Genomic DNA, 26,389 nt, shown 5'->3' with positions numbered 1-26,389 from the left:
TGCCGGACGGCGCGATCGAATGCCTGGGACGGATGGATCACCAAGTCAAGATCCGCGGCTTTCGCATCGAGTTGGGCGAAATCGAAACGGCGCTGGCGGCGCAAGATGGCGTGCGCGAAGCGGTGGTGTTGGCGCGCGAGGATGCGCCGGGCGAGCAGCGGCTGGTGGCGTATCTGGTCACGCACGAGGACATGCTAGATAGCGTGGCGGACACGGCGCGGCTGCGCGCCGCGCTGGCGCACACCTTGCCGGACTACATGATTCCGGCGCATTTCGTGCTGTTGCCGCGGATGCCGCTGACGCCGAACGGCAAGGTCGAGCGCAAGGCGCTGCCGGCGCCGGACCTCGCGTCCAGCGAGCTTGCCTATGTCGGCCCGCGCACGCCCGAAGAGGAAATCCTGGCCGGGATCTGGGCCGAGGTATTGCAACGCGGCGAGCACGAACAGATCGGCGTGCACGAACACTTCTTCCACATCGGCGGCCATTCGCTGCTGGCCACGCAAGTGATGGCCAAGCTGCGCGCCGCCTTCCAGCTGGAACTACCGCTGCGCGCGCTGTTCGACGCCACCACCATTGAAACGCTGGCGCAACGCATCGTGCAAGCGCGCCGGGAACAAGGCGCCGGCGGCGTTCCCGCCATCGCGCCGGCCGATCGGAACGCCCCGCTGGCGTTGTCGTTCGGCCAGCAACGCCTGTGGTTCCTCGACCAGTTCGAATCCGGCAGCGCGCTCTACAACCTGCCCGCCGCGGTGCGTCTGAGCGGCAGCCTCGATGGCGACGCGCTGGAACGCAGCCTCAACGAGATTGTGCGGCGCCACGAAGCGCTGCGCACCCGTTTCGCCAGCGTCGACGGCAACCTGCGGCAAATAATCGCCGCCGGCGCCTGCGCGCTGGCGCACACCGACCTGAGGGGCCTGCCGCACGCCGAACGCGAGGCCAAGGCCCGCTGGCTGGCGCAGGACGAGGCGCAAACGCCGTTCGACCTGGACGGCGGCGCGCTGCTGCGCGCCCGCCTGATCCGGCTGGAGCCGGCGCAACATATTGTGCTGCTGACGATGCACCACATCGCCTCCGACGGCTGGTCGCTGGGCGTCCTGGTGCGCGAACTGGTCGCGCTGTACACGGCCTACTCGCAGCAGCAGGCGTCGCCGCTGCCGGAACTGGCGATCCAGTACGCCGACTTCGCGCAGTGGCAGCGGCAATACCTGCAAGGCGAGGCGCTGGAACAGCAAGTGTCCTACTGGAAAAACCAACTGGGCGGCGCGCCGACCCTGCTAACGCTGCCGACCGACCGTGCGCGTCCGGCATCGCAAAGCTATCGCGGCGCTAGCCTGCCGTTCGTCATTTCGCAAGCGACCACGGCGGGCCTGCACGCGCTCAGCCGGCAGGCGCGGGCGACGCTGTTCATGACCCTGGCTGCGGCCTTCAATGTGTTGCTGGCCCGCCATGCCGGGCAAAGCGACATCTGCATCGGCACGCCGATCGCCAATCGCCAACGGGCCGAACTGGAGCCGCTGATCGGCTTCTTCGTCAACACGCTGGTGCTGCGCACCCAGGTTGACGGCAACGCCGCGTTCAGCGAGCTGCTGCAACAAGTGCGCGCCACCGCGCTGGGCGCGTACGCGCACCAGGACCTGCCGTTCGAGCAACTGGTCGAGGCCTTGAACCCCGAGCGCCACGCCAGCCATGCGCCGCTGTTCCAGGTGATGCTGGTGTTGCAAAACGCACCGTTGAGCGGACTGGCGCTGCCGGGCCTGACCCTCGAAGCGTTGCCAGCCGCGGAGGCGCCGGCCAAGTTCGACCTGACCTGGAATGTGCGGGAAGAGGGCGGGCAATTGCTGAGCGCGTTCGAATACAGCACCGACCTGTTCGACGCGACAACGATAGAAAGGATGGCGGGGCGTTTGACGCGCCTGCTGGACGCGGTCGTGGCCGAGCCGGACATGCGCGTGGCCGACCTGCCGCTGCTGCCGGACGCCGAGCGGCGCCAGTTGCTGGTGGATTGGAACGACACGGCGCGCGTCTATCCCCGGGATACGCTGCAGGGCATGGTCGAAGCCCAAGCGGCGCGCACGCCGGACCGGGTGGCCGTGGCGTTCGAAGGGCGGGAACTCAGTTATGCCGAACTGAACGGGCGCGCCAACCGCCTGGCACATTACCTGCGCGAGCAGGGCGTCGGCCCGGACCGCCTGGTGGGCATCTGCGCCGAGCGCTCGCTGGACATGGTGACCGGTTTGCTGGCGATCCTGAAAGCCGGCGGCGCCTATGTGCCGCTGGACCCGGGGTATCCCACCGAACGCCTCGCCACTATCCTGAAAGACGCCGCTCCAGTGGTGCTGCTGGGTGAGCGGCGGGTGCTGGAACGCCTGGCGCATGCCGGCCCGGCTTTCTGTCTCGACACCCAGGACACCGCGCTGGCCGCCTATCCGGCCGAGAATCCGCCGGCGCGCGCGCTGCCGCGCAACCTCGCATATGTAATCTACACCTCCGGCTCGACCGGCAAACCGAAGGGCGTCGGCATCGACCAGGCCGGTATCGTCAACCGCTTGCAATGGATGCAGGAAGCCTACGCCTTGACGGCGGCCGACCGGGTCTTGCAAAAGACACCATTCAGTTTCGACGTCTCGGTCTGGGAATTCTTCTGGCCGCTGGCCCATGGCGCCACGCTGGTCGTGGCGAAACCGGGCGGACACCAGGAGCCGGCCTATCTGGCCGAACTGATCGAGGCACAAGGCGTCACGACGCTGCACTTCGTACCGCCGATGCTCGACGTGTTCCTGCAAACACTGGCAACGCCGACGCAGGCGGCGCGTTGTCGCAGCCTGCGCCTGCTCATTTGCAGCGGCCAAGCCTTGCCGCTGGCCTTGCAACAGCGTTGCCTGGCGCAACTGCCCCAGGCCGCCCTGCACAATCTGTACGGCCCGACCGAAGCCTCGGTCGACGTCACGTTCTGGCGTTGCCGGGACGATGCGGAACTGGCCTGCGTACCCATCGGCGCGCCGATCGCCAACACCCAGATCTATATCCTGGACCGGCAATTGAATCCGGTGCCGGCCGGCGTGGCGGGCGAGCTGCACATCGGCGGCGTCGGGCTGGCGCGCGGCTACCTCAATCGCCCCGACCTGACGGCCGCGCAATTCATTCCGCACCCGTTCAGCGCGCAGCCCGGCGCGCGGCTGTACAAGTCGGGCGACCTGGCGCGCTACCTGCCCGACGGGCAGATCGAGTACCTGGGCCGGCTCGACCACCAGGTCAAGCTGCGTGGCTTGCGCATCGAATTGGGCGAAATCGAAGCGGCGCTGACGGCGCAAGACGGCGTGCGCGAAGCGGTGGTGCTGGCGCGCGAGGATGCGCCGGGCGAGCAGCGGCTGGTGGCGTATCTGGTCGCGCACGAGGACAGGCCAGGGGCGGACGTGGCGGACACGGCGCGGCTGCGCGCCGCGCTGGCGCGGACCTTGCCGGACTATATGATTCCGGCGCACTTCGTGCTGTTGCCGCGGATGCCGCTGACGCCGAACGGCAAGGTCGAGCGCAAGGCGCTGCCGGCGCCGGACCTCGCTTCCAGCGAGCTTGCCTATGTCGGCCCGCGCACGCCCGAGGAGGAAATCCTGGCCGGCATCTGGGCCGAGGTATTGCAACGCGGCGAGCACGAACAGATCGGCGTGCACGAACACTTCTTCCATATCGGCGGCCATTCGCTGCTGGCCACGCAAGTGGTGTCGAAGCTGCGCGCCGCCTTCCAGCTGGAACTGCCGCTACGCGCGCTGTTCGACGCCACCACCATTGAAACGCTGGCGCAACGCATCGTGCAAGCGCGCCGGGAACAAGGCGCCGGCGTTCCCGCCATTGCGCCGGCCGATCGGAACGCCCCGCTGGCGTTGTCGTTCGGCCAGCAACGCCTGTGGTTCCTCGACCAGTTCGAGTCTGGCGGCGCGGTCTACAACGTGCCCGCCGCGGTGCGTCTGAGCGGCAGCCTCGATGGCGACGCGCTGGAACGCAGCCTCAACGAGATTGTGCGGCGCCACGAAGCGCTGCGCACCCGTTTCGCCAGCGTCGACGGCAACCCGCGGCAAATAATCGCCGCCGCCGCCGCCTGCGCGCTGGCGCACACCGACCTGAGCGGCCTGCCGCACGCCGAACGCGAAGCCAAGGCCGGCTGGCTGGCGCAGGACGAGGCGCAAACCCCGTTCGACCTGGACGGCGGCGCGCTGCTGCGCGCCCGCCTGATCCGGTTGGAGCCGGAGCAACATATTGTACTGCTGACGATGCACCACATCGCCTCCGACGGCTGGTCGCTGGGCGTCCTGGTGCGCGAACTGGTCGCGCTGTACACGGCCTACTCGCAACAGCGGGCGTCGCCGCTGCCGGAACTGGCGATCCAGTACGCCGACTTCGCGCAGTGGCAGCGGCAATGGCTGCAAGGCGAGGCGCTGGAACAGCAAGTGTCCTACTGGAAAAACCAACTGGGCGGCGCGCCGACCCTGCTAACGCTGCCGACCGACCGTGCGCGTCCGGCATCGCAAAGCTATCGCGGCGCCAGCCTGCCGTTCGTCATTTCGCAAGCGACCACGGCGGGCCTGCACGCGCTCAGCCGGCAGGCGCGGGCGACGCTGTTCATGACCCTGGCGGCGGCCTTCAATGTGTTGCTGGCCCGCCATGCCGGGCAAAGCGACATCTGCATCGGCACGCCGATCGCCAATCGCCAACGGGCCGAACTGGAGCCGCTGATCGGCTTCTTCGTCAACACGCTGGTGCTGCGCACCCAGGTTGACGGCGATGCCGCGTTCAGCGACTTGCTGCAACAAGTGCGCGCCACCGCGCTGGGCGCGTACGCGCACCAGGACCTGCCGTTCGAGCAGCTAGTCGAGGCGCTGAACCCGGAGCGCCACGCCAGCCATGCGCCGCTGTTCCAGGTGATGCTGGCGTTGCAGAACGCACCGATGAGCGGGCTGGCACTGCCGGGCTTGACCATCGAAGTACTGCCCGGTGCGGAGGCGCCGGCCAAGTTCGACCTGACCTGGAATGTGCGGGAAGAGGGTGGGCAATTGCTCAACACCTTCGAATACAGCACCGACCTGTTCGACGCGGCGACGATGCAGCGTATGGCGGGGCATTTGACGCGCCTGCTGGAAGCGGTGGTGGCCGAACCCGGCACGCGCGTGGCCGACCTGCCGCTGCTGCGGGACGCCGAGCGGGACCAGTTGCTGGTGGCGTGGAACCAGACCGGACAAGCGTATCCGACCGAACTGTGCGTCGAGCAGCTGTTCGAGGCGCAAGTGGCGCGCACACCGGAGCGGGTGGCGCTCAGCTGCGCCGGCGTGGAACTCAGCTACGCGCAATTGAACCAGCGCGCCAACCGCGTCGCCCACCTGCTGCGCCGCCGGGGCATCGGCCCGGGCGCGGTGGTCGGGGTGTGCCTGGAACGCAACGCGGACCTGATCGTCGCCCTGCTGGCGGTACTCAAAGCCGGCGCCGCGTACCTGCCGCTGGACCCGGACTACCCGCGCGAACGCATCGCCTTCATGCTCGACGACGCCGGCGTGGCGCTGGTGCTGGCGCATGCGCGCTTCCAGGACTTGCTGAGTACCTGCCAGGCGCCCATCGCCCTGGTCGACGAGCAGCTCGGCCAGGCGGAAGCGGGCGACAACCCGGCGCCGCTGGCCGGCGCGCGCGACCTGGCCTACGTCATCTACACTTCCGGCTCGACCGGCCAGCCGAAGGGCGTGGCCATCGAACACCGCGCCACCGTCACGCTGCTGCACTGGGCGCGCGACACCTTCACGCCGGAGCAACGCGCCGGCATGCTGGCCTCGACCTCGGTCTGCTTCGACCTGTCGGTCTTCGAGATTTTCGTCCCGCTCAGCTGGGGCGGGCGCATCTTGCTGATTGAAAACGCCCTGCACCTGCCGGCGCTGCAAGACAAGAGCGCCCTGACCTTCATCAACACCGTGCCCTCGGCGATGACCGAACTGGTGCGCATGGGCCAGGTGCCGGCCAGCGTCAAGGTGGTCGGCCTGGCCGGCGAACCGCTGCAAAACGCGCTGGTGCAAAGCATTTACCAGGCCGGCGTGGACAGTGTTTACAACCTCTACGGCCCGTCCGAAGACACCACCTATTCGACCTTCGTGCGGCTGGAGCGGGGCAGTACGCAAGCGGTCTCGATCGGCCGGCCGATCGCCAACACCCGCTTGTATATCCTCGACGCGCGCATGGAGCCGGTGCCGCTGGGCGTGGCGGGCGAACTCTACATCGGCGGCGACGGGCTGGCGCGCGGCTATCTGCACCGCGCCGAGCTGACGCGCGAGAAATTCATCGCCGACCCGTTCAGCGCCGACCCCGCCGCGCGCCTCTACAAGACCGGCGACCTGGTGCGCTACCGCGCCGACGGGCAGGTCGACTTCCTCGGCCGGCTCGACCACCAGGTCAAGCTGCGCGGCTACCGCATCGAGCTGGGCGACATCGAAGCGGCGCTGCTGGCGCACGGGCAGGTGCGCGAAGCGGTGCTGCAGGTGCGCGAGGACCAGCCGGGCGACCGGCGTCTGGTGGCCTACTTGGTGGCGGCGACGGCGGAGGCGCCGGGCGCGGCCGAGCTGCGCGCCTTCCTGCAGGACAAGCTGCCGGGCTACATGATCCCGTCGGCCTTCGTGCCGCTGCCGCGGATGCCGCTGACGCCGAACGGCAAGATCGACCGCAAGGCCTTGCCGGCGCCGCAAGGCGCGGCGCTGGCCAGCGCCGCGCAGTACCTGGCGCCGGCCAGCGCCACCGAAAAGCAGGTGGCGGCGGTCTGGCAAACGGTGCTGGGGGTGGAGCGGGTTGGCGTACACGACAACTTCTTCGACCTCGGCGGCCATTCGCTGCTGGCGATTCAGCTGGTGGCGCGCCTGCGCGACGCGGTGTCCATCGACATACCGTTGCATACGCTGTTCCAGGCGCCCGGCCTGGCTGAATTCAGCCAGCGCATCGACACCTTGCGCGCCCAGGCGGGCGGGCGGGTATCCGCTATCCCCCGGGTTTCCCGCGACGCGCCGCTGCCGCTGTCTTTTGCCCAGCAGGGTGTGTGGTTCATGCATCGCTTCGAAGGCGCCAATCCGGCCTATAGCATGCCGGCGGCGATCCGGCTGGAAGGCCACCTCGACACGGCGCTGCTGCAACTGGCCTTCAATGAAATCATCCGGCGCCACGAAGTGTTGCGTACCACCTTCCCCGAGGTGGACGGCCAGGCGACGCAAAAAGTGGGCGTGGCGTTCAACCTGGACATCCCACTCGTCGACCTGAGCGGCCGGCACGTCGATGCCGCCCAGGACGCCATGCGCCAGGCGATGAAGCAACTGGCGCTGCACCGATTCGACCTGGCCACGGGGCCATTAATCCAAGTCGCCTTGTTCCGCCTGGGAGCGCGCGAGCATGTGCTGTTCTTGAATCCCCATCACATTGTTTTCGATGGATGGTCGATGCACATCCTGATTCGAGAGATGGGCGCGCTGTACCAGGCATTGCTGGAAAACAAAGCATCGCCGTTGCCCGAGTTGCCCATCCAGTATGGGGATTTTGCACATTGGCAGCGGACCTGCTTACAGGGGGAGGAGTGGGCCTCGCAGTTGCAATATTGGCAGCGGCAACTGGCACACGCGCCGGTGCTGTTGGCGCTGCCGACCGACCGGCCGCGGCCCGAGGTGCAAACCTTCGAGTCCAGCATGGTGCATTTCGAAGTCAGCGCGGAACTGTTGACGCGCCTCAAGCATATTTCACAACAAGCCGGGGTGACGCTGTTTATGACCCTGCTGTCGGCCTTCGGCACGCTGCTCTCGGTCTACAGTCGCCAGAGCGACATCGTGATTGGTTCGCCGATCGCCAACCGGGTCCGCACCGAGGTGGAGTCGCTGATTGGATTCTTCGTCAATACCCTGGTGTTGCGCATCGATCTGGCCGGCGATCCGCTCTTTATGACGCTGCTCGAACGTGTCAAACGGGTCACGCTGGAGGCCTATGCGCATCAGGACGTGCCGTTTGAAAAGCTGGTCGACGTGCTGCGGCCGCAACGTAGCGTCAGCCATACGCCTATTTTCCAGGTCTGGTTCAATTATCAGAGCAACGTCGACGTCAATTTGACATTGCCGGATCTCCAGATGACCCCGCTGTACCTGGACGAGACCGTTGCGAAGTTCGATGTGATGTTGAATCTAACGGAAACCGGGTCGACGTTGGCGGGTTCGCTGGCATGTAACGCGCAGCTGTTCGATGCCTACACGGTCACGCAGTTGAGTGTCATGTTCGGCATTTCGCTGGAAGAAATTGCCAACCGGACCGAGCTTGCCGTCAGCGAGTTGGGAGCCGCGCTCGACAACAAAATGAGGGTAATCAATGCGGAGAAAAATACCCAACTTGCCAGCGCCGACAGAGAGCTACTGCATGGCTTGATCAATAAACGAAGGAACAAGCAAACTGTTGTTAAAAAATAATGATATTACACAATTGATATCAATGTAATAATATGCAACATTGATTTTCAGGGAACAGCGAGACTGCCGCGGCTGCGCAATTTCAGCGCCAGGCACCTCAAGAACAATATCCGTACTAGAGGGTTTGGCCGATGATTGATAAGAAAATGGACGATATTCAAGAGGCGGGGGAGCTGTACGCCCTCTCTCCTCAACAAAAACATCTGTGGTCGATACAAGAAAATGGCAGTCCGGCCTATCGTTCCCAATGTGCGATCGAAGTCAGCGGCGCGGTCGATAAAGATCGGCTAAGGAAGGCGGTGCGCGACGTGGTCAGTCGCCATGAGGTGTTGCGCACCCGCTTCATCGCCTCATCCGGTACGCGGTTTCCGCGCCAGATGGTGGCGGACGAGGCGGCGTTTGTCGCGCAGGAATACGACTTTTCGCTCGATCTCCCATCTACCGCGCCCAGCCTGGAGGCGCTGTGGCAGGAAATGGCAACGCTGCATGTCGACCTTGTGGACGGGCCGGCCCTGCACTATGCGATCGCCATATTGTCCGAACACAAGAGCTTGTTCTTGCTGTGCCTACCGGCCCTGTATAGCGACAAAACCGGGTTGGAAACATTGGCCCGTGAAATTTGGCATTCCTACGCGTCGCTGTCGCAAGGCGCGCGGCGGCCCGACGAGCCGGTTCAGTATGTCGACCTGTCCGAATGGCTGAACACGTTGCTGGAGTCGGATGAACGGGCGGCCGGCCGCGGATATTGGGCGAAACAGGGACAGTATGTCGACCTTCCCTTGCCGCTCGATCGGACGCCGTATGCGGCGGCGGCGTTTCAGCCCCGCGGCGTCGACTTTGCCATTGACGCGTCCTTGATGGCACGCATTGACGACATCGTCGGCGAAAAGAACACTTCCGTGGAGGCGTTTCTATTCGCGTGCTGGCAGTGCCTGGTCGCACGCCTGACGCTGTCGCAGCATATTCCAATCCGGCTGGGATCGAACGGCCGGCGGCACGCCGAAGTGGCGGAAGCGGTGGGCTTGCTTGGCAAATATGTGCCGGTCCATGCGCTGGTCGAATTTGATCAGCCGTTTTTGACGGTACTGATGGCGACGGCGCAGTCCTGTCGCGACGCCCACGAGTGGCAAGAGTATTTTCACGCCGCCGATGCCGCGCCGGGCGGCCGGACCTATCCGCTCTTCTTTGAGTTGACGACGTGGCCGCAAGACTTTCATGCCGCCGATCTGTCTTTTTCGTTTAAAAAACACTTCGCGTGTATCGACAGATTTAAAATCCTGCTGTCCTGTGCGCGTGCCGGGAAGCAGGTGAACGCGCAATTGGCCTACGATGCGCAGGCGTTTTCCGAGGATTACGTCAAAATTCTTACGAAACAATACCTGGCCCTGCTGGCGAGCGCGCTCCAAGATCCGCATGCGCCGGTATCGACACTGGTGGTAGTCGGGGAGGATGAGAAGCGCAGCTTGCTGGTCGATTTTAACGATACGGATCGCGACTATCCAAGCGGACCATGCCTTCATCAGCTATTTGAAGAACAAGCCGGCAGAACCCCGGCCAAGATCGCGGTTAGTTGCGGCGACCAGCAGCTCAGCTATGCCGAACTGAATGGGCGCGCCAATCAACTGGCCGGCCATCTGCGCGGCATCGGCGTCACGACGGAAACCCTGGTCGGCGTGTGCCTGGAGCGTTCGCTCGACCTGGTGGTCGCGCTGCTGGGCATCTTGAAGGCCGGCGGCGCCTATGTGCCGCTGGACCCGGCCTATCCGAGCGCCCGGCTGGCGTATATGCTGGAGCACGCGCGGCCGCGCGTATTGCTCACCCAGGACAGCCTGCTCAAGGGCTTGCCGGCCTGTTCGGCCCAGCTGTTTTGCATGGACCGCGACTGGCCGATGGCGGCGCGGCATGCCGGCGGCAATCCAGAGTATCCGGTCGAGGGCGAGCACATCGCGTATGTTATTTACACCTCGGGTTCGACCGGCAAGCCCAAGGGGGTGCAGGTGCCGCACCGCGGCGTCGTCAACTTCCTGCACACCATGCGGGAAACGCCCGGCGTCGCCGCCGACGACGTGGTGCTGAACGTCACCTCGCTGTCTTTCGATATCGCCGTGCTGGAAGTGTTTTTGCCGCTGGTGAGCGGCGCCCGCACCGTGCTGTGCCCCGGCGCCGTGGCGAACGACCCGCAACAGCTCGCCGCGCTGATCGAACGCGCGCAGGTCACGGTCATGCAGGCCACGCCAGTCACTTGGCGCATGCTGGCCGAGCATGGCTGGCCGCGGCAGGGACACCAGCTGAAGGTATTGTGCGGCGGCGAAGCCTTGCCGATCGATCTGGCCCGCCAACTGCTGACGCATGTGCCGGCCGTCTGGAATATGTACGGCCCCACCGAAACGACGGTATGGTCGACGCTGCATTGCTTCGAACAGAACGCGGCAAGCCTGTCGATCGGCCGTCCCGTCGCCAACACGCGCACTTATGTGCTCGACGAGCACCTCAACCCGGTGCCGATTGGCGTGACGGGCGAATTGCACATCGCCGGCGAGGGGGTGGCGCGCGGATATTTGAACCGTCCCGACCTCACCGGCGAACGTTTTATACCGGACCCGTTTTCCGCCACCGGCGGCCGCATGTACAAGACCGGCGATTTGGCCAGGTATTTGCCGGACGGCGCGATCGAATGCCTGGGACGGATGGACCACCAGGTCAAGATCCGCGGTTTTCGCATCGAGTTGGAGGAGATTGAAACCGCGCTGGCGCAGCACGCCGGCGTGCGCGAAGCGGTGGTGCTGGCGCGCGAGGACGCGCCGGGCGACAAGCGCCTGGTGGCCTATGTCGTGCCGCACACCGGCGATATGGCGGCGCCGGTGGCGGCCGACGACATCAGCTTCAGCCTGTTTTACTTCGGCGCGGATACCTATGCCGAGGACAATAAGTACCAACTGTATCTGGAGTCCGCTAAATTTGCCGACGAGCATGGGTTTGAAGCGCTCTGGACGCCGGAGCGGCATTTCCATCAAGTCGGCAGTCTGTACCCCAATCCGTCCGTGCTGAACGCGGCGCTGGCAGTGCTGACCAAGAACGTTAAGCTGCGCGCCGGCAGCGTGGTATTGCCATTGCACCATCCGGCCCGGGTGGCCGAAGAATGGGCGGTGGTGGATAACCTGTCGCACGGACGGGTGGGGCTGGCGATTGCCGCCGGATGGCACCCGCGCGACTTCGTCCTGGCGCCGGGGAATTTTGCACCGGCCGCGCGTCTGGCGGCCGTGCGCGACGGTATTCAAACGCTGCAAGCGTTGTGGGCGGGCGAGGCGGTGACGCTGGCCGACGGCGCCGGGAAATTCTCCGAGGTGCGGGTCTTCCCCCGTCCGGTGCAGCCGGAACTGCCGCTGTGGATTACCGCGGCCGGCAACATCGAGACCTTTCTGTATGCGGCCCAGATCGGCGCGAATGTCCTGACCCATTTGCTTGGCCAGACGGTGGAGGAAGTGGCCGAGAAAATCAAGCTTTACCGCACGGCCCTGCTGGCGCACGGGCACGACCCGGCCACCCGCACGGTGACGCTGATGGTGCACACCTTTGTCGGCGGCGACTTCGAGAGCACGCTGCGGCAGGCGCGCGGGCCGTTCATGAATTACATGCGCGCCCACTTGGGACTGATGGAGTCCCTGGTCAAGAGCTTGAATATTTCAATCGACAATCCTAGCGCGCAGGATCTCGAACATGCGGTTGAATTCGCTTTTGAACGCTACTCCAGGAGCGCGTCGCTGATCGGCACGCCTGAGACTTGTCTGCCAGTGGTGCACCGGCTCAAGGATATCGGCGTCGACGAGATCGCCTGCATGGTCGACTGGATGGATACGCCCGATGTGCTGGCCGGCCTGGCGTCGCTGCAAGTGCTGCGCGAGCGGGCCCGCATGGCGCGCCCGGTGAGCGCGGGCGCCCTGCAGCGGCACTGCCGCAACAGCTTGCCGGACTACATGGTGCCAAGTGCCGTGGTCTTGCTCGACCAATTGCCGCTGACGCAAAACGGCAAGATCGACCGCAAGGCGCTGCCGGCTCCCGAGGTGGACGGCGGCGACGTCGAGTACCTTGCCCCGCGCACTGCATTGGAGGAAAACCTGGCCTTGATCTGGCGGCAGGTATTGAAATGCCAGCGCGTCGGCATCCTGGACAATTTCTTCCATATCGGCGGCGATTCGATCCTGGCCATTCAAGTCATCGCCAGGTCGCGACAGGGCGGCTTGCATTTCACGCCCAAGCAGTTGTTCCAGCATCCGACCATTTTCGAACTGGCGCCGGTCGTGGAATTTGCCGCCGTTATCTCGGCGGACCAGGGCCGGGTGGACGGCGCCGCTCCTTTGACGCCGATCCAACACTGGTTCTTCGCGCAGGACCTTGCCGCGGTGGAACACTTCAACCAATCGCTGTTTTTCACGGTGCGGCAGCGCCTCGATGTGGCCGTGCTCAAGGAGGCCTTGGAGGCCCTGGTCGCGCAGCACGACGCCCTGCGGCTCGGCTTCGCCCGCAGCGGCGACGGGTGGCGCCAGGCGCACCAGGACAGCGTGGCGGACAAATTGCTCACCAGCGTAGACCTGGCGCATTTGAATTCGGCCGATCAATTGCTGGCCATGCAGGCCGGCGCGCAGCAAATGCAGGCCGAGTGCGACCTGGCCGCCGGCCCCTTGTTCCGGGTCGGCTATTTCCAATTGGGCGGGCAGGGCAGCCGCCTGTTATTGGTATGCCACCACTTGATCATCGACGGTATTTCCTGGCGCATTCTGCTGGAAGACCTCCAGACGGCGTATCTGCAACGATTGAAGGGGCAGCCTATCGCCTTGCCTTTGAAGACCTCGTCGTTCAAGGAGTGGGGCGAGCGCCTGACGGCCTATGCGGCCTCGGCCGCCTTGGCCGGCGAGGTCGACTTCTGGGCGGCGGCGTCAGCGCACACCGCGCTGCCGGCCGACGCCCTGGCCGACGCTCTGGCCGACGCTCCGGCCGAGGTCGCCGCCGCCGGGTCCAGCCGAACGCTGTCGGTGGAATTGAACGAACACGACACCGCGCTGCTTTTGAGCAGCGTGCCGGCGGCGTACCGCACCCAGATCAACGACGTGCTGTTGACGGCCCTGGCGCTGGCAATGACCGATTGGCTGGGGGGAAACGCGATCACCATCAGCGTGGAAGGGCACGGTCGCGAAGATCTGTTCCCGGATGCCGACTTCGGCCGCACCGTCGGCTGGTTTACCTCGCTGTTTCCGGTACGCCTGGAGCTTGGCGGCGGGCGCGATTACGGCACCGCCCTGAAAGCCGTCAAGGAACAACTACGCGCGCTGCCCAACAAGGGCATCGGTTATGGACTGTTGCGCTACCTGGCCAATGAACCGGCGTTGAGCGGCCAGCCGGCCGGCTCCCTGTGCTTCAATTACCTGGGCCAAACCGGCCAGGAATTGGACGAGGCGGCGCTGTTCGAGCCGGCGTCGGAGCCGCACGGGTCGGAGCGCGCGCGGGCGAACCGCGCACCGCACGATATGGAAGTGAATGCAATCGTGGTCCAGGGACGCTTGAGCGTGGGCTGGGACTATCGCGGCGAGCGTTTTGCGGCCGCCACCGTGGCGGCGCTTGCCCAGAACTATTTGGCGCATCTGCAAGGCTTGATCCGCCACTGCACCGAAGGCGCCGGCGGCTATACCCCTTCCGATTTCCCGCTGGTCAAACTGAAGCAGTCCTGGCTCGATGCGCGGCACGCGCAACACGACGCGCTGGAAGACATGTATCCGCTCACGTCGATGCAGCAGGGCGTGCTGTTTCACGCCATGATGGCGCCGGAATCGGGCGTCTACGTCCAGCAAATGCGCTGCACGCTGGACGCGTCGATGGATCTGCACGCGTTCGAGCAGGCGCTGCAGACCATGGTTGACCGGCACGCCGCCTTGCGTGCGGCCGTGATCTGGCAAGACGTCGACGTGCCGATGACGGTGGTGCATGCCAAACGCGGCATCGCCATCGCCCGGCAGGATTGGCGCGGGCTGTCCGACGGCGACAGGCAATTGCAGATGGAGCGCTTCCTGGCCGACGACCGGCGTCAAGGCTTCGACCTGAGCCAGGCGCCGCTGCAACGCTTCGCCCTGATCCGCCTGGAGGACGAGGCCTACCACTTTGTCTGGACGTGCCATTATCTGTTGTTCGATGGCTGGTCATTTGCCGCGCTGCTGCAGGAACTGCTGGCCAATTACACCGGCCTGGTGGAAGGGCGGCCTCACACCCGGGAGCCGGTACGCCCGTTCCGCGACTATGTCGCCTGGCTGCAGCAGCAAGACCTCGCCAAGGCGGAAGACTATTGGCGCGCCGCCTTGGCCGGATTCGCCGCGCCGACGCCGCTGTCGATAGAGCGCCGCAACCCGCAGCGCTCCGGCTACGCCGAGCGCCAGCACAGCTTTGGCGCGGCCTTGACCCAATCGCTGTCCGCCCTGGTGCAGGGCCATGGCATTACGATGAACACCTTCACCCAGGGTGTGTGGGCCATTCTATTGAGCCGCTACAGCCAGCAAGACGATGTCGTGTTCGGTAGTACCGTGTCCGGGCGTCCGGCCGAGATTCACGGCATCGAGTCGATGATCGGGCTGTTTATCAATAGTTTGCCGGTGCGAACACGGGTGCCGCGCGAGGCCAATTTCATCGACTGGCTGAAACAGCTGCAAGTCCAGAACGTTGAAATGCGCCAATTCGAGTTCGCGCCGTTGACGCGGATTCAGTCGTGGAGCGAGATCCCATCCGGCCTGGCCTTGTTCGACAGCCTGTTCGTGTTCGAGAATTTCCCGGTCGACGAATCGCTGGCCCGGGCCGGCCACAAGCTGGCGATCAGCCAGGTGCGGGTGTCCGAGCAAACCAATTTTCCGCTGACCCTGACGGTGGTTGGCGGCGCCCGGCTGTCCGTCAGCTTCAGCTACGACCGCGGTCGCTTCGACGATGCGGCAATCGAACGCCTGGTCGAAAATTTCAAGACCCTGGTCGAGAGTATCGCCGCCTTGCCCAACGCGCGCATCGAAGAGTTCACGGTGTTGTCGCCGGCCGAGCGGGACCAGTTGCTGGTGGCGTGGAACCAGACCGGGCAAGCGTACCCGACCGAACTGTGCATCCAGCAGCTGTTCGAGGCGCAAGTGGCGCGTACACCGGAGCGGGTGGCGCTCAGCTGCGCCGGCGTGGAACTCAGCTACGCGCAATTGAACCAGCGCGCCAACCGCGTCGCCCACCTGCTGCGCCGCCAGGGCATCGGCCCCGGCGCGGTGGTCGGGGTGTGCCTGGAACGCAACGCGGACCTGATTGTCGCCTTGCTGGCGGTACTCAAAGCCGGCGCCGCGTATCTGCCGCTGGACCCGGACTACCCGCGCGAACGCATCGCCTTCATGCTCGACGACGCCGGCGTGGCGCTGGTGCTGGCGCATGCGCGCTTCCAGGACTTGCTGAGTACCTGCCAGGCGCCCATCGCCCTGGTCGACGAGCAGCTCGGCCAGGCGGAAGCGGGCGACAACCCGGCGCCGCTGGCCGGCGCGCGCGACCTGGCCTACGTCATCTACACCTCCGGTTCGACCGGCCAGCCGAAGGGCGTGGCCATCGAGCACCGCGCCACCGTCACGCTGCTGCACTGGGCGCGCGACACCTTCACGCCGGAGCAACGCGCCGGCATGCTGGCCTCGACCTCGGTCTGCTTCGACCTGTCGGTCTTCGAGATCTTCGTTCCGCTCAGCTGGGGCGGGCGCATCCTGCTGATTGAAAACGCCCTGCACCTGCCGGCGCTGCAAGACAAGAGCGCCCTGACCTTCATCAACACCGTTCCCTCGGCGATGACCGAACTGGTGCGCATGGGCCAGGTACCGGCCAGCGTCCAGGTGGTCGGCCTGGCCGGCGAACCGCTGCAAAACGCGCTGGTGCAAAGCATTTACCAGGCCGGCGTGGACAGTGTCTACAACCTCTACGGCCCATCCGAAGACACCACCTACTCGACCTTCGTGCGGCTAGAGCGGGGCAGTACGCAAGCGGTGTCGATCGGCCGGCCGATCGCCAACACCCGCTTGTATATCCTCGACGCGCGGATGGAGCCGGTGCCGCTGGGCGTGGCGGGCGAACTCTACATCGGCGGCGACGGGCTGGCGCGCGGCTATCTGCACCGGGCCGAGCTGACGCGCGAAAAATTCATCGCCGACCCGTTCAGCGGCGACCCCGCCGCGCGCCTCTACAAGACCGGCGACCTGGCGCGCTACCGCGCCGACGGGCAGGTCGACTTCCTCGGCCGGCTCGACCACCAGGTCAAGCTGCGCGGCTACCGCATCGAGCTGGGCGACATCGAAGCGGCGCTGTTGGCGCACGGCCAGGTGCGCGAAGCGGTGCTGCAGGTGCGCGAGGACCAGCCGGGCGACCGGCGTCTGGTGGCCTACCTGGTGGCGGCGACGGCGGAGGCGCCGGGCGCGGCCGAACTGCGCGCCTTCCTGCGGGACAAGCTGCCTGGCTACATGATCCCGTCGGCCTTCGTGCCGCTGCCGCGGATGCCGCTGACGCCGAACGGCAAGATCGACCGCAAGGCCTTGCCGGCGCCGCAAGGCGCGGCGCTGGCTAGCGCCGCGCAGTACCTGGCGCCGGCCAGCGCCACCGAGAAGCAGGTGGCGGCGGTCTGGCGAACGGTGCTGGGGGTGGAGCGGGTTGGCGTGCACGACAACTTCTTCGACCTCGGCGGCCATTCGCTGCTGCTGTTGCAGGCGTACAGCAAATTCGGCGAACTGGCGAAGAACGGCGCGACGCTTTCCCTGGTCGACCTGTTCGCCTATCCGACAGTCAGGGCGCTGGCCGATCACATCGACCAAAACCAGGGCGGCCGGCAAGTGACGGCGGAAAAAATCCAGCAGCAAGCGGCGAAGCAAAAGCAATCCTTGAGAAAAAATAGAGAAAAACACAATGGATCACACAATGTTCGATAAAAACACAGACATGGAAACGCCGGCCGACGCGATTGCGATCATCGGTCTCAGCGGCCGCTTTCCGGGCGCCGCCAATGTGCGGCAATTTTGGGAAAACCTGCGCGCAGGCAAGGAGTCGATTCGCTTCTTCAGCGACCGCGACATGGCCGAGGCGGGCGTCGACGCGGCCCTGCTCCAGGACCCCGGGTATGTCAAGGCGGGCGCCGCGCTCGATGGCGCCGAGGATTTCGCCGCGTCCTTTTTCGGTTTCACGCCCAAGGAAGCCGAACTGACCGATCCGCAGCACCGCGTTTTCATCGAATGCGCGTGGGAAGCGATGGAGGACGCCGGCTATGTCGCCGAGCATTTCCAGGGCCGCATCGGCGTCTACGCCGGCACGGGGCTGAACACCTATATGATCGCGAACCTGTTGCCGAACTACCGTTTGCTGGAATCGATGGGCGTACTGCAATTGGTGATCGGAAACAAAGCCGATTTCATGCCGACCAAGGTGTCCTACAAGCTGAACCTGAACGGCGCCAGCGTAAATGTGAACACCGCCTGTTCCACCTCGCTGGTGGCGGTCCACATGGCTTGCCGCAGCCTGCTCAACTACGAATGCGACATGGTGTTGGCGGGCGGCGTGACCATCGAAGTGCCGCAGCAGAAGGGCTATCTGTACCAGCAAGGCGGCGTCTTGTCGCCGGACGGCCATTGCCGTGCCTTCGACGCGAAGGCGCAGGGCACGGTCAGCGGCAGCGGCGCCGGCGTGGTGCTGCTCAAGCGCCTGGAAGAGGCGCTGCAGGATGGCGACCATATTTACGCGGTGATCCGCGGCTCGGCGATCAACAACGACGGCGCGCAAAAAATCGGCTATACCGCGCCCAGCGTCGAAGGCCAGAAGGAGGTCATCGCGCTGGCGCTGGCCATGGCCGAAGTCGAGCCGGACAGCATCAGTTACGTGGAAGCGCACGGCACCGGCACCGCGCTGGGCGATCCGATCGAAGTGAGCGCCTTGACGCAAGCGTTCCGCATGGGTACCGATCAAAGCAATTTTTGCGCGATCGGCTCGGTGAAAACGAATATCGGCCACTTGGACGCGGCCGCCGGCATCGCCAGCCTGATCAAGACCGCGCTGTGCCTGGAGCACCGTGAGCTGGTGCCCAGCCTGCATTACGAGCAGGCCAATCCCAGCATCGATTTCGCCAGCACGCCGTTCTACGTCAATACCGCGCTGCGCCCGTGGACGGCGGGCCGGGACGGCGCGCCGCTGCGCGCCGGGGTCAGTTCCTTCGGCATCGGCGGCACCAATGCGCACGTGATATTGGAACAGGCGCCGCGGGGCGCGCGCGCCGACAGCCGCCGGCAATGGCAGTTGCTGCTGTTGTCGGCGCAGAGCGGGACGGCGCTGGAAGCGGCGACCGACAATTTGCAGCGGCATCTGCGCCACGGCCCCGGCGCCAAGCTGGCGGACGTCGCCTATACGCTGCAGACGGGACGCCGGGCCTTCCCGCACCGGCGCATGGTGGTGTGCAAGGACAGCGGCGATGCCGCCACCGCGCTGGAGCTGCGCGACCCCAAGCGCAGCCTGTGCGGCGTTGCCGCGGCGCGCGAGAGCGGCGGCGCCGACGTGGTCTTCATGTTCCCGGGCATCGGCGACCAGAGCGTCAACATGGCGGCCGGCCTGTACCGGGAGGTGCCGGTGTTTCGCGAAACCATCGACGCTTGCGCCGCCATCCTGCGCCCGCTGCTGGGCCTGGACTTGCGCGAGCTGCTGTATCCGCAAGGCGGCGCGCAGGAAGAGGCGGCGCACGGCACTATGGACCTGCGCAAAATGTTGAACCGCCCGGCCCAGGGCGCCGCCGCGCAAGAGCCGGAGCGCGCCGGCCCGGCGTGGATGCGCAAGACCAGCCTGGTACATCCGGCGCTGTTCATGGTCGAATACGCTTTGGCCAAAACCTACATCGATCTGGGCGTGCGGCCGGCGGCGATGATCGGCCACAGCCTGGGTGAATATGTGGCGGCCTGCGTGGCCGGCGTGATGTCGCTGGAAGATGCGCTGACGGTCGTGGCCCGTCGCGCCAGCCTGATCCAGGACCTTCCCGAAGGGCGCATGCTGGCCGTCGCGCTGGCGGCCGCGGCCTTGCAGCCGATGGTCGCCGACGGCCTGTCGGTCGCGGCAATCAACGGGCCGGCGGCGTCGGTCGTGGCCGGGCCGGGCGCGCTGATGGGCGCGCTGGAACAGCATCTGAAGAACCGGGGCATTGCGCACCTGCCGGTGCAATCCTCGCACGCCTTCCATTCCAGCATGCTGGCGCCGTTGCAGGCGCCGTTGCGGGCTTTGTTCGCGTCGATCGAACTGAAGGCGCCGCTGCTGCCCTACATTTCGAACTTGAGCGGCACCTGGATCAGCGCCGAGCAGGCCACCGATCCGGACTACTGGGTCAAGCATACCTGCCAGACGGTGCGCTTCGGCGACGGCATCCAGACGCTGTGCGACGGCGCGGCCGCCACCTTTATCGAAATGGGACCGGGCCAGACCCTGTCCAGCTTCCTGCAGCAACACCCGGCGGCGCAGGCGCGCGACAACATCGTCGCGCTGCCGTCCTTGCCCGGCGCGCACGGCGGCGCCGCCGACGCCTTCGTGCTGACGCACACGATCGGTACGCTCTGGTGCCTCGGCCATCCGATCGACTGGGCCAGTTATCACCGCGATGAAACGCCGGCGCGCGTGTCCCTGCCGACGTATCCGTTCGAGCGCGAACGCTATTGGATCGACGCGCTCAACGCGCCGGCGCGCGCCGATGCGCCCGCGCCGCAACAGGGCGCGGGCTTGCTGTATCAGCCGGTCTGGTCGAGCAGCCGCATCGGCGCCGACGCTGCGCGCGCCGTCGAAAGACGCCATTGGCTGGTTTTCCAGGACGAGGGGCCGATCGCCGCCGCGCTGGTGCAGCGGCTGTTGCAGCGCAATCAACTGGTGGTACTGGTCGGTCGCGGCGAGCGCTTCGAGCGCCGGGGCGACGCTTCCTATACCGTGCGCGCCGGCAGCCTGGACGACTACGCGATGCTGGCCGCCGCGCTGAAGGACGGCGCGGTGACGCCGCACAATGTGCTGCATCTGTGGGCGCTGGCGCAGCGGGACGACGTCGGCGAGACCTATGCCAGCCTGCTTTGCCTGGCCAGGACGTTTGGCGCCGCCGAAGCGGATGCCGGCGCGACCTTGCAGCTGGCGGTGGTGACGGAGGGACTCCACGCGGTCACCGGGGAGGAACAGGCGGCGTCGGAAAAAGCGCTGCTGCTGGGACCTTGCCGGGTGCTGCCGCTGGAGTTTCCGAATATCCGCTGCTGCAATATCGACGTGGCGATCTCCGCCGCGGCGCAAGCCGGCGAACGGATGATCGACGGCATCATGCATGAATTCGACAGCGGCCTGCCGCGGGACATTGCGGCGTACCGCGGCTACCTGCGCTGGACGCGCGCCTACCAGGCCCTGACGCCGCTGGCGGCGGCGCCGCCGGTGCCGCGGCAAGACGCGGTCTACCTCATCGGCGACTATCGCGCCGGCGACCTGTCGCACCTGCTGGCCGGCTACCTGGCGCGGCAGGGCGGCGCGACGCTGCTGTTGATGGTGCAGGCGGCGTTGCCGCCGCGCGATGAGTGGGCGCGCCACCTGGCGGCGCCGCAGGAGCGGGCGGCGCTGTGCGAAACCATGCGCGGCGTGCTGGAAATCGAAAACCTGGGCGCGCGCGTCGAGCTGTTCGATGGACTCGGCCAGGGCGGCGACGCGGCGGCGTACCGGCAGGTCGCGGCGCGCCACCCGCGCCTGGCCGGCGTGCTGCACGCGCTGCCATCGTTCGGCTACGGCCTGATCCAGTTCGAGAACGCCGCGCTGGGGGCCGCCGTGGCGGCGCAAACGCAGCGCGCGCGCGCCCTGACGCTGGCGCTGGAGCAACTGGCGCCGGACTTCGTCGCGTTCTTTTCATCCAACCTCGGACTGGCCGGCGCCGCCGGCCAGCTCGACGCCTGCAGCGCCAACGCCTATATCCAGAGTTGCGCCGACCAGTTGTTCGCGGCGCGCCGCAAACCGGTCCTGTCGGTATCCATCGACGTGCGGGGCCTGGGCACGGCGGACGACGCCTCGGCGGCCTTTCCACCGGCACTCTCGGGCGCCATCGAGGCGGGCCGGCAACGCTATGCGATCGACCGGGAACAACTGGACGCGGTGCTGGCGGACGTCTTGCACGCCGGCAAAGCCCAGCTTGCCGTCAGCGCAAGCGAACTGGGCGCGGTGATCGACGGGCTGCGCGGCGCCACGCTGCCGGCCTTGCTGCAGCAGGTCAAGCAGGCCGGCGCCGTCCGCTCGCACGGCCAGCGGCCGCCCTACGCCGCGCCGCAGACGGACATCGAACTACAGGTCGCGGCGATCTGGGAAAACCTGCTCGGCTCGAAGCAGATCGGCCTGGACGACAATTTCTTCAACCTGGGCGGTAATTCACTGCTGGCGGTGCAGTTCATTTCGCGGGTGCGCGAGGCGTATCAGATCGACCTGTCGCTGAAGAGCCTGTTCCAGGCCGCGACGGTGGGCGAAGTCTCCGGCGTCGTCGAAGGCATCCTGCTGCGGGAAATCGAAGCCTTGTCCGACGACGAGGTCGGGCGGCGCATGCGGCAAGCGGCCGAGCCGGCCGACGCCGAAGCCGACCACGACCGCGGCCGCACCAGCGTCGAGCCGAGCCGCTACGAATTGCCGAACAAGCTGGTGGTGCAGCAATTCAACCAGGTGGAAACCGACCACTTCTACCATGACATTTTCGAGTCGAAGGTGTATTTCAGGAACGGCATCACGCTCGATGACGGCGCCGTCATTTTCGACGTCGGCGCCAACATCGGCCTGTTCTCGCTGTTCGCCCACCATCAATGCAAGGATGCGCGGATCTACGCATTCGAACCGGCGCCGCCGGTTTTCGAGCTGCTGCAAATGAACCTCAAGGCGTATGCGGTCAACGCCACCTTGTTCAAATGTGGCGTCGCCAATCTGAGCCGCAAGGAAAAGCTGACCTTCTATCCGCACAGCACCGGCATGTCGTCTTTCCACGCCGACAAGGAAGATGAAAAAGACGTGCTGCGCGCGATCATGCACAACCAACTCGACGAAGGCATGCCCGGCATGCAACAGGTGATGGCCCACGTCGACGAGATCCTGGAAGAACGCTTCAGGGATACCTCGTACGAATGCGAACTGGTCACCTTGTCGGACATCATCGGCAGCCATCGCGTGGAACGCATCGACCTGCTCAAGATCGATGTGCAGAAAAGCGAGCTGGAGGTGCTGGAAGGCATACAGGCGCAGCACTGGCGGATCATCCGCCAGCTGGTCATCGAGGTGCACGACCTGGATGGCCGCGTCGAGCGCGTGCGCGCCTTGCTGGAGGCGCGGGGTTATCGCGTCGTGGTGCAACAGGAACTGCTGTATCGCACCTCCAGCATTTCCAATCTGTATGCGATCCGGGCATAAAAGTAGATAAAAGCAGTTGAACGTAGTCGATCGTTGAGCGTTTCAAGAACAATGGGAGAACGGAAGATGAATGTAGTCGGTGTGATAGGCGGCGGCGTGATGGGCGTGGGGGTGGCGCAGAACCTTGCCGAATCCGGTTTCGAGGTGATCTTGATCGACCTCGCCGACGCGGTGCTGGAGCGCGCCAGGACGGACATCAAGAACAACCTGCGTTTCCAGGGATTGTTGAACCAGTCCGGGCGTCGCAGCGACGTCGGCGAGACCATGCAAAGGATCGCCTTCACGACCTCGTACGAGGGCTTGGCGCGGGCCGATTTCGTGATTGAGAACGTGGTCGAGAAATGGGAAGTCAAGAAGCAGGTATATCCGCTGCTGGAACAGCATTGCCCCGCGCATTGCGTCTTTGCCGCGAACACCTCGGCGATTCCGATTACGCGCATCGCCGCGGTCACCCGGCGCGCGCCGCAGGTGATCGGCATCCATTTCATGAACCCGGTGCCGATGAAAAAGACCGTGGAAGTGATCAAGGGCTTTCATACGACCGAGGCGACGATCGAGATCACCGCCGGCCTGTTGCAGCGCATGGGCAAGGACTTCGTGTTGGTCAACGATTCGCCCGGCTTTGTTTCGAACCGCGTGTTGATGCTGACGATTAACGAAGCGATCAACCTGGTCCAGGAGCAGGTCAGCTCGGCGGAGCAGGTCGACCAGATTTTCAAGTCTTGCTTCGGCCACAAGATGGGGCCGCTGGAAACCGCCGACCTGATCGGCCTCGACACGATCCTGTATTCGATCGAGGTGCTGCAAGAGTGTTTCGCGGACAGCAAATATCGACCCAGTCCGCTGCTCAAGAAAATGGTCGACGCCGGCCTGCACGGGCGCAAGAGCGGGCGCGGTTTCTATCACTACCCTACGCACTGAGAGCCGCAATGAACGGTATTTATATGGAAGACGGAACGCACATGAATGAAATCAAGGAAACACTGAGAACGTTTATCGGCGGCTTTGTCCGCAGCAAACAGTTCAAGGACAGCGACAATATTTTCGAGGCCGGATTTGTCAACTCGATGTTCGTCATGCAATTGATCCTCTTCATCGAGAAGGAGTATGCGCTGGCGGTCGACAACGCCGACCTTGAATTGAAAAATTTCAGCAGCGTTGACGCGATGGGCGCCTTTGTTTCAAGCAAGCTGGGCACGCCACATGCCCAAGCTTCCTGAGGCCATGAGCATGCTTGCGGAAAAAAGCGCGCCGGCGCGGCGCCAGCACCTGCGCGAGGTCATCGCCAAGGCCGTCGGCGCGCAGGCCGGCCAATTCGACCTGGACCAGAAAATTCCGGCCGGCCTGATCGCCGAATTGGCGGCGGAGGGCATGCTGGGCGCCCATGTGCCGGCCGAGTACGGCGGCGCACCGGTCGACGCGCGCCAGTTCGGCGAGCTGTGCGAAGACATCGGTTACGCCAGCGCCTCCGTGTTGAGCCTGCTGACGGTGCATACGATGGTGTCGGCGGCGATCGCCAAGTGGGGCAGTGCGGCCCAGAAAGACCGGTGGCTACCGCGCCTGGCCAGCGGCGCCACCATCGGCGCCTTCGCCTTGAGCGAACCGAACGTCGGCAGCGACGCGAAAAACGTCGAAACCAGCATGCGCCGCGAAGGCGATGCCTTCATCGTCAGCGGCACCAAGAAGTGGATTTCTTTCGCCCAGATCGCCCAGCTGTTTTTGGTGATCGGCAATTGCGAGGGCCGGGTGACGGCGCTGCTGGTGGCGCGCGACACGCCGGGCCTGACGGTCGAGCCTATCCACGACATGCTGGGCTTTCGCGCCGCGATGCTGGGTCAATTGCACCTGGACGAATGCGTGATCGGCAAGGAAAACCTGATCGGCAGCCTCGATTTCGGTTACGCGCAGGTGGTCGGCTCGGTGCTCGATCAAGGCCGCTATTGCATCGCCTGGGGCTGCGTCGGGCTGGCGCAGGCCTGCCTGGACGCCTGCCTCGACTATACGGAGCAGCGCCAGACCTTCGGCCAATACCTGAAGGAGCACCAGCTGGTGCAGCGCAGCATGGCCGACATGATCACCAACGTCCAGGCCGCGCGCTTGCTGTGCGAGGACGCCGCGCGGCTGCGCGCCGGCGGCGACCCGGGCATGATCATGGCGACCGCCACCGCGAAGTACTTCGCGGCGCGGGCGGTTGAAAGCGCCGCCAACGACGCGGTGCAGATCCACGGCGCGAACGGCTGCGGCAGCGAGTATCCGGTGCAGCGTTACTTCCGCGACGCGAAAATCATGAACATCATCGAAGGCAGCGCTCAGATGCAGCAGATTCTGATTGCCCAGCACGGCTATCGGCGCTAACGGCCGCGGCAAACCAAGCGAGAACCTTATGCAAAGAGACCAAATGGCGGCGCCGGACGCACGGCGCGGCAAAGTGAAGTGCCTGGTGTGGGACCTGGACCACACCTTATGGCAGGGCGTGCTGTCGGAAGGCGACCAGGCCACGCCGGCGCCCGGGGTGGCGCAGATTATCGAGAGCCTGGACCGGCGCGGCATCCTGCAGTCGATCGCCAGCAAGAATGACGCCGCCTTTGCGATGGCGCGCCTGCGGCAACTGGGGCTGGCCGACTATTTCTTGTATCCGCAGATTAATTGGGGGCCGAAAAGCGCGTCGATCCAGCAAATCGCCGAGCGCCTCAACATCGGCGTCGACGCGATCGCCTTTGTCGACGACCAGGCTTTCGAGCGCGACGAAGTGGCGTTTTCGCTGCCCGCCGTGCTGTGCCTGGACGCCGCCGACTTGGGCGGCCTGCTGGAACTGCCGGAATTGACGCCGCGCTTCCTGACCGACGAATCGCGCACCCGCAGGCTGATGTATGTGCACGACGCCGCCCGCGGCGCGGAGGAAGACAGCTTCGCCGGTCCCAAGGAGGAATTCCTCGCCGCGCTGAACATGACGTTCTCGGTGGCGCCGGCGCTGGAAGTGGACTTGCACCGGCTGGAGGAATTGACGGCGCGCACCAACCAGCTCAATACCACCGGCTATATCTATTCGTACGAGGAACTAAATTTTTTCCGCACCTCGGACCGCCACGAATTGCTGGTGGCGGCGCTGGAGGACCGCTATGGGCCGTATGGAAAGATCGGTTTGACCTTGATTGAAAAATCCGACACGGTTTGGACCATCAAGCTGATGCTGATGTCGTGCAGGGTGATGTCGCGCGGGGTCGGGACCATTCTGCTGAACTCGGTGATGAACATGGCGCGCGCGCGCGGCGTCAAATTGCGCGCCGAAATGATCTTGAACGAGCGCAACCGCATGATGTACGTGACCTACAAGTTCGCCGGATTCCTTGCGCTGGAAAAGCATGGCAACACCGAGATTCTCGAACACGATTTGCAGGGGATTGCCGCCGTGCCAGGCTATGTGCAGCTCCACTTGGCGCCGGCGCTGTCCGGAGTTTGATTAAAGAATCAGAACC

7 protein-coding genes are annotated in these 26,389 nt (G+C 65.3%); all 7 read left to right on the top strand.

The features are described from left to right. Nucleotides 1–14 precede the first annotated feature (14 nt). Complete coding sequence (locus tag ACFDR9_RS10780) at nucleotides 15–8,459, top strand: amino acid adenylation domain-containing protein (protein WP_409030998.1); 8,445 nt, start codon at nucleotides 15–17, stop codon at nucleotides 8,457–8,459. Between the two features lie 131 nt (nucleotides 8,460–8,590). After that, nucleotides 8,591–17,422, top strand: a complete 8,832-nt coding sequence (locus ACFDR9_RS10775; RefSeq protein WP_409030997.1) for an amino acid adenylation domain-containing protein — start codon at nucleotides 8,591–8,593, stop codon at nucleotides 17,420–17,422. Continuing rightward, complete coding sequence (locus ACFDR9_RS10770; protein ID WP_409030996.1) at nucleotides 17,412–22,913, top strand: FkbM family methyltransferase; 5,502 nt, start codon at nucleotides 17,412–17,414, stop codon at nucleotides 22,911–22,913. The genes ACFDR9_RS10775 and ACFDR9_RS10770 overlap by 11 nt, the downstream gene beginning before the upstream one ends. 66 nt (nucleotides 22,914–22,979) lie before the next feature. Further along, entirely contained in the window at nucleotides 22,980–23,834 is an 855-nt protein-coding gene (locus ACFDR9_RS10765; RefSeq protein ID WP_409030995.1) for a 3-hydroxyacyl-CoA dehydrogenase family protein, read from the top strand. A 41-nt stretch (nucleotides 23,835–23,875) separates the two neighbouring features. Next, on the top strand, nucleotides 23,876–24,133 hold the full coding sequence (locus ACFDR9_RS10760) for an acyl carrier protein (RefSeq protein ID WP_026133505.1): 258 nt from the start codon (nucleotides 23,876–23,878) through the stop codon (nucleotides 24,131–24,133). Beyond that, nucleotides 24,117–25,268, top strand: coding sequence for an acyl-CoA dehydrogenase family protein (locus ACFDR9_RS10755; RefSeq protein WP_409030994.1), 1,152 nt, complete (start codon nucleotides 24,117–24,119; stop codon nucleotides 25,266–25,268). The genes ACFDR9_RS10760 and ACFDR9_RS10755 overlap by 17 nt, the downstream gene beginning before the upstream one ends. A gap of 28 nt (nucleotides 25,269–25,296) precedes the next feature. Continuing rightward, a complete protein-coding gene (locus tag ACFDR9_RS10750) occupies nucleotides 25,297–26,373 on the top strand; it encodes an HAD-IIIC family phosphatase (RefSeq protein WP_409030993.1) in 1,077 nt (358 codons plus the stop codon). Nucleotides 26,374–26,389 lie beyond the last annotated feature (16 nt).

Origin of the sequence: Janthinobacterium sp. CG_23.3, assembly GCF_046115965.1 — a bacterium.
Classification (GTDB): domain Bacteria; phylum Pseudomonadota; class Gammaproteobacteria; order Burkholderiales; family Burkholderiaceae_D; genus Janthinobacterium.
The sequence above is the reverse complement of the archived record's forward strand: the minus strand, read 5'-3'. Positions and strand labels throughout refer to the sequence as shown.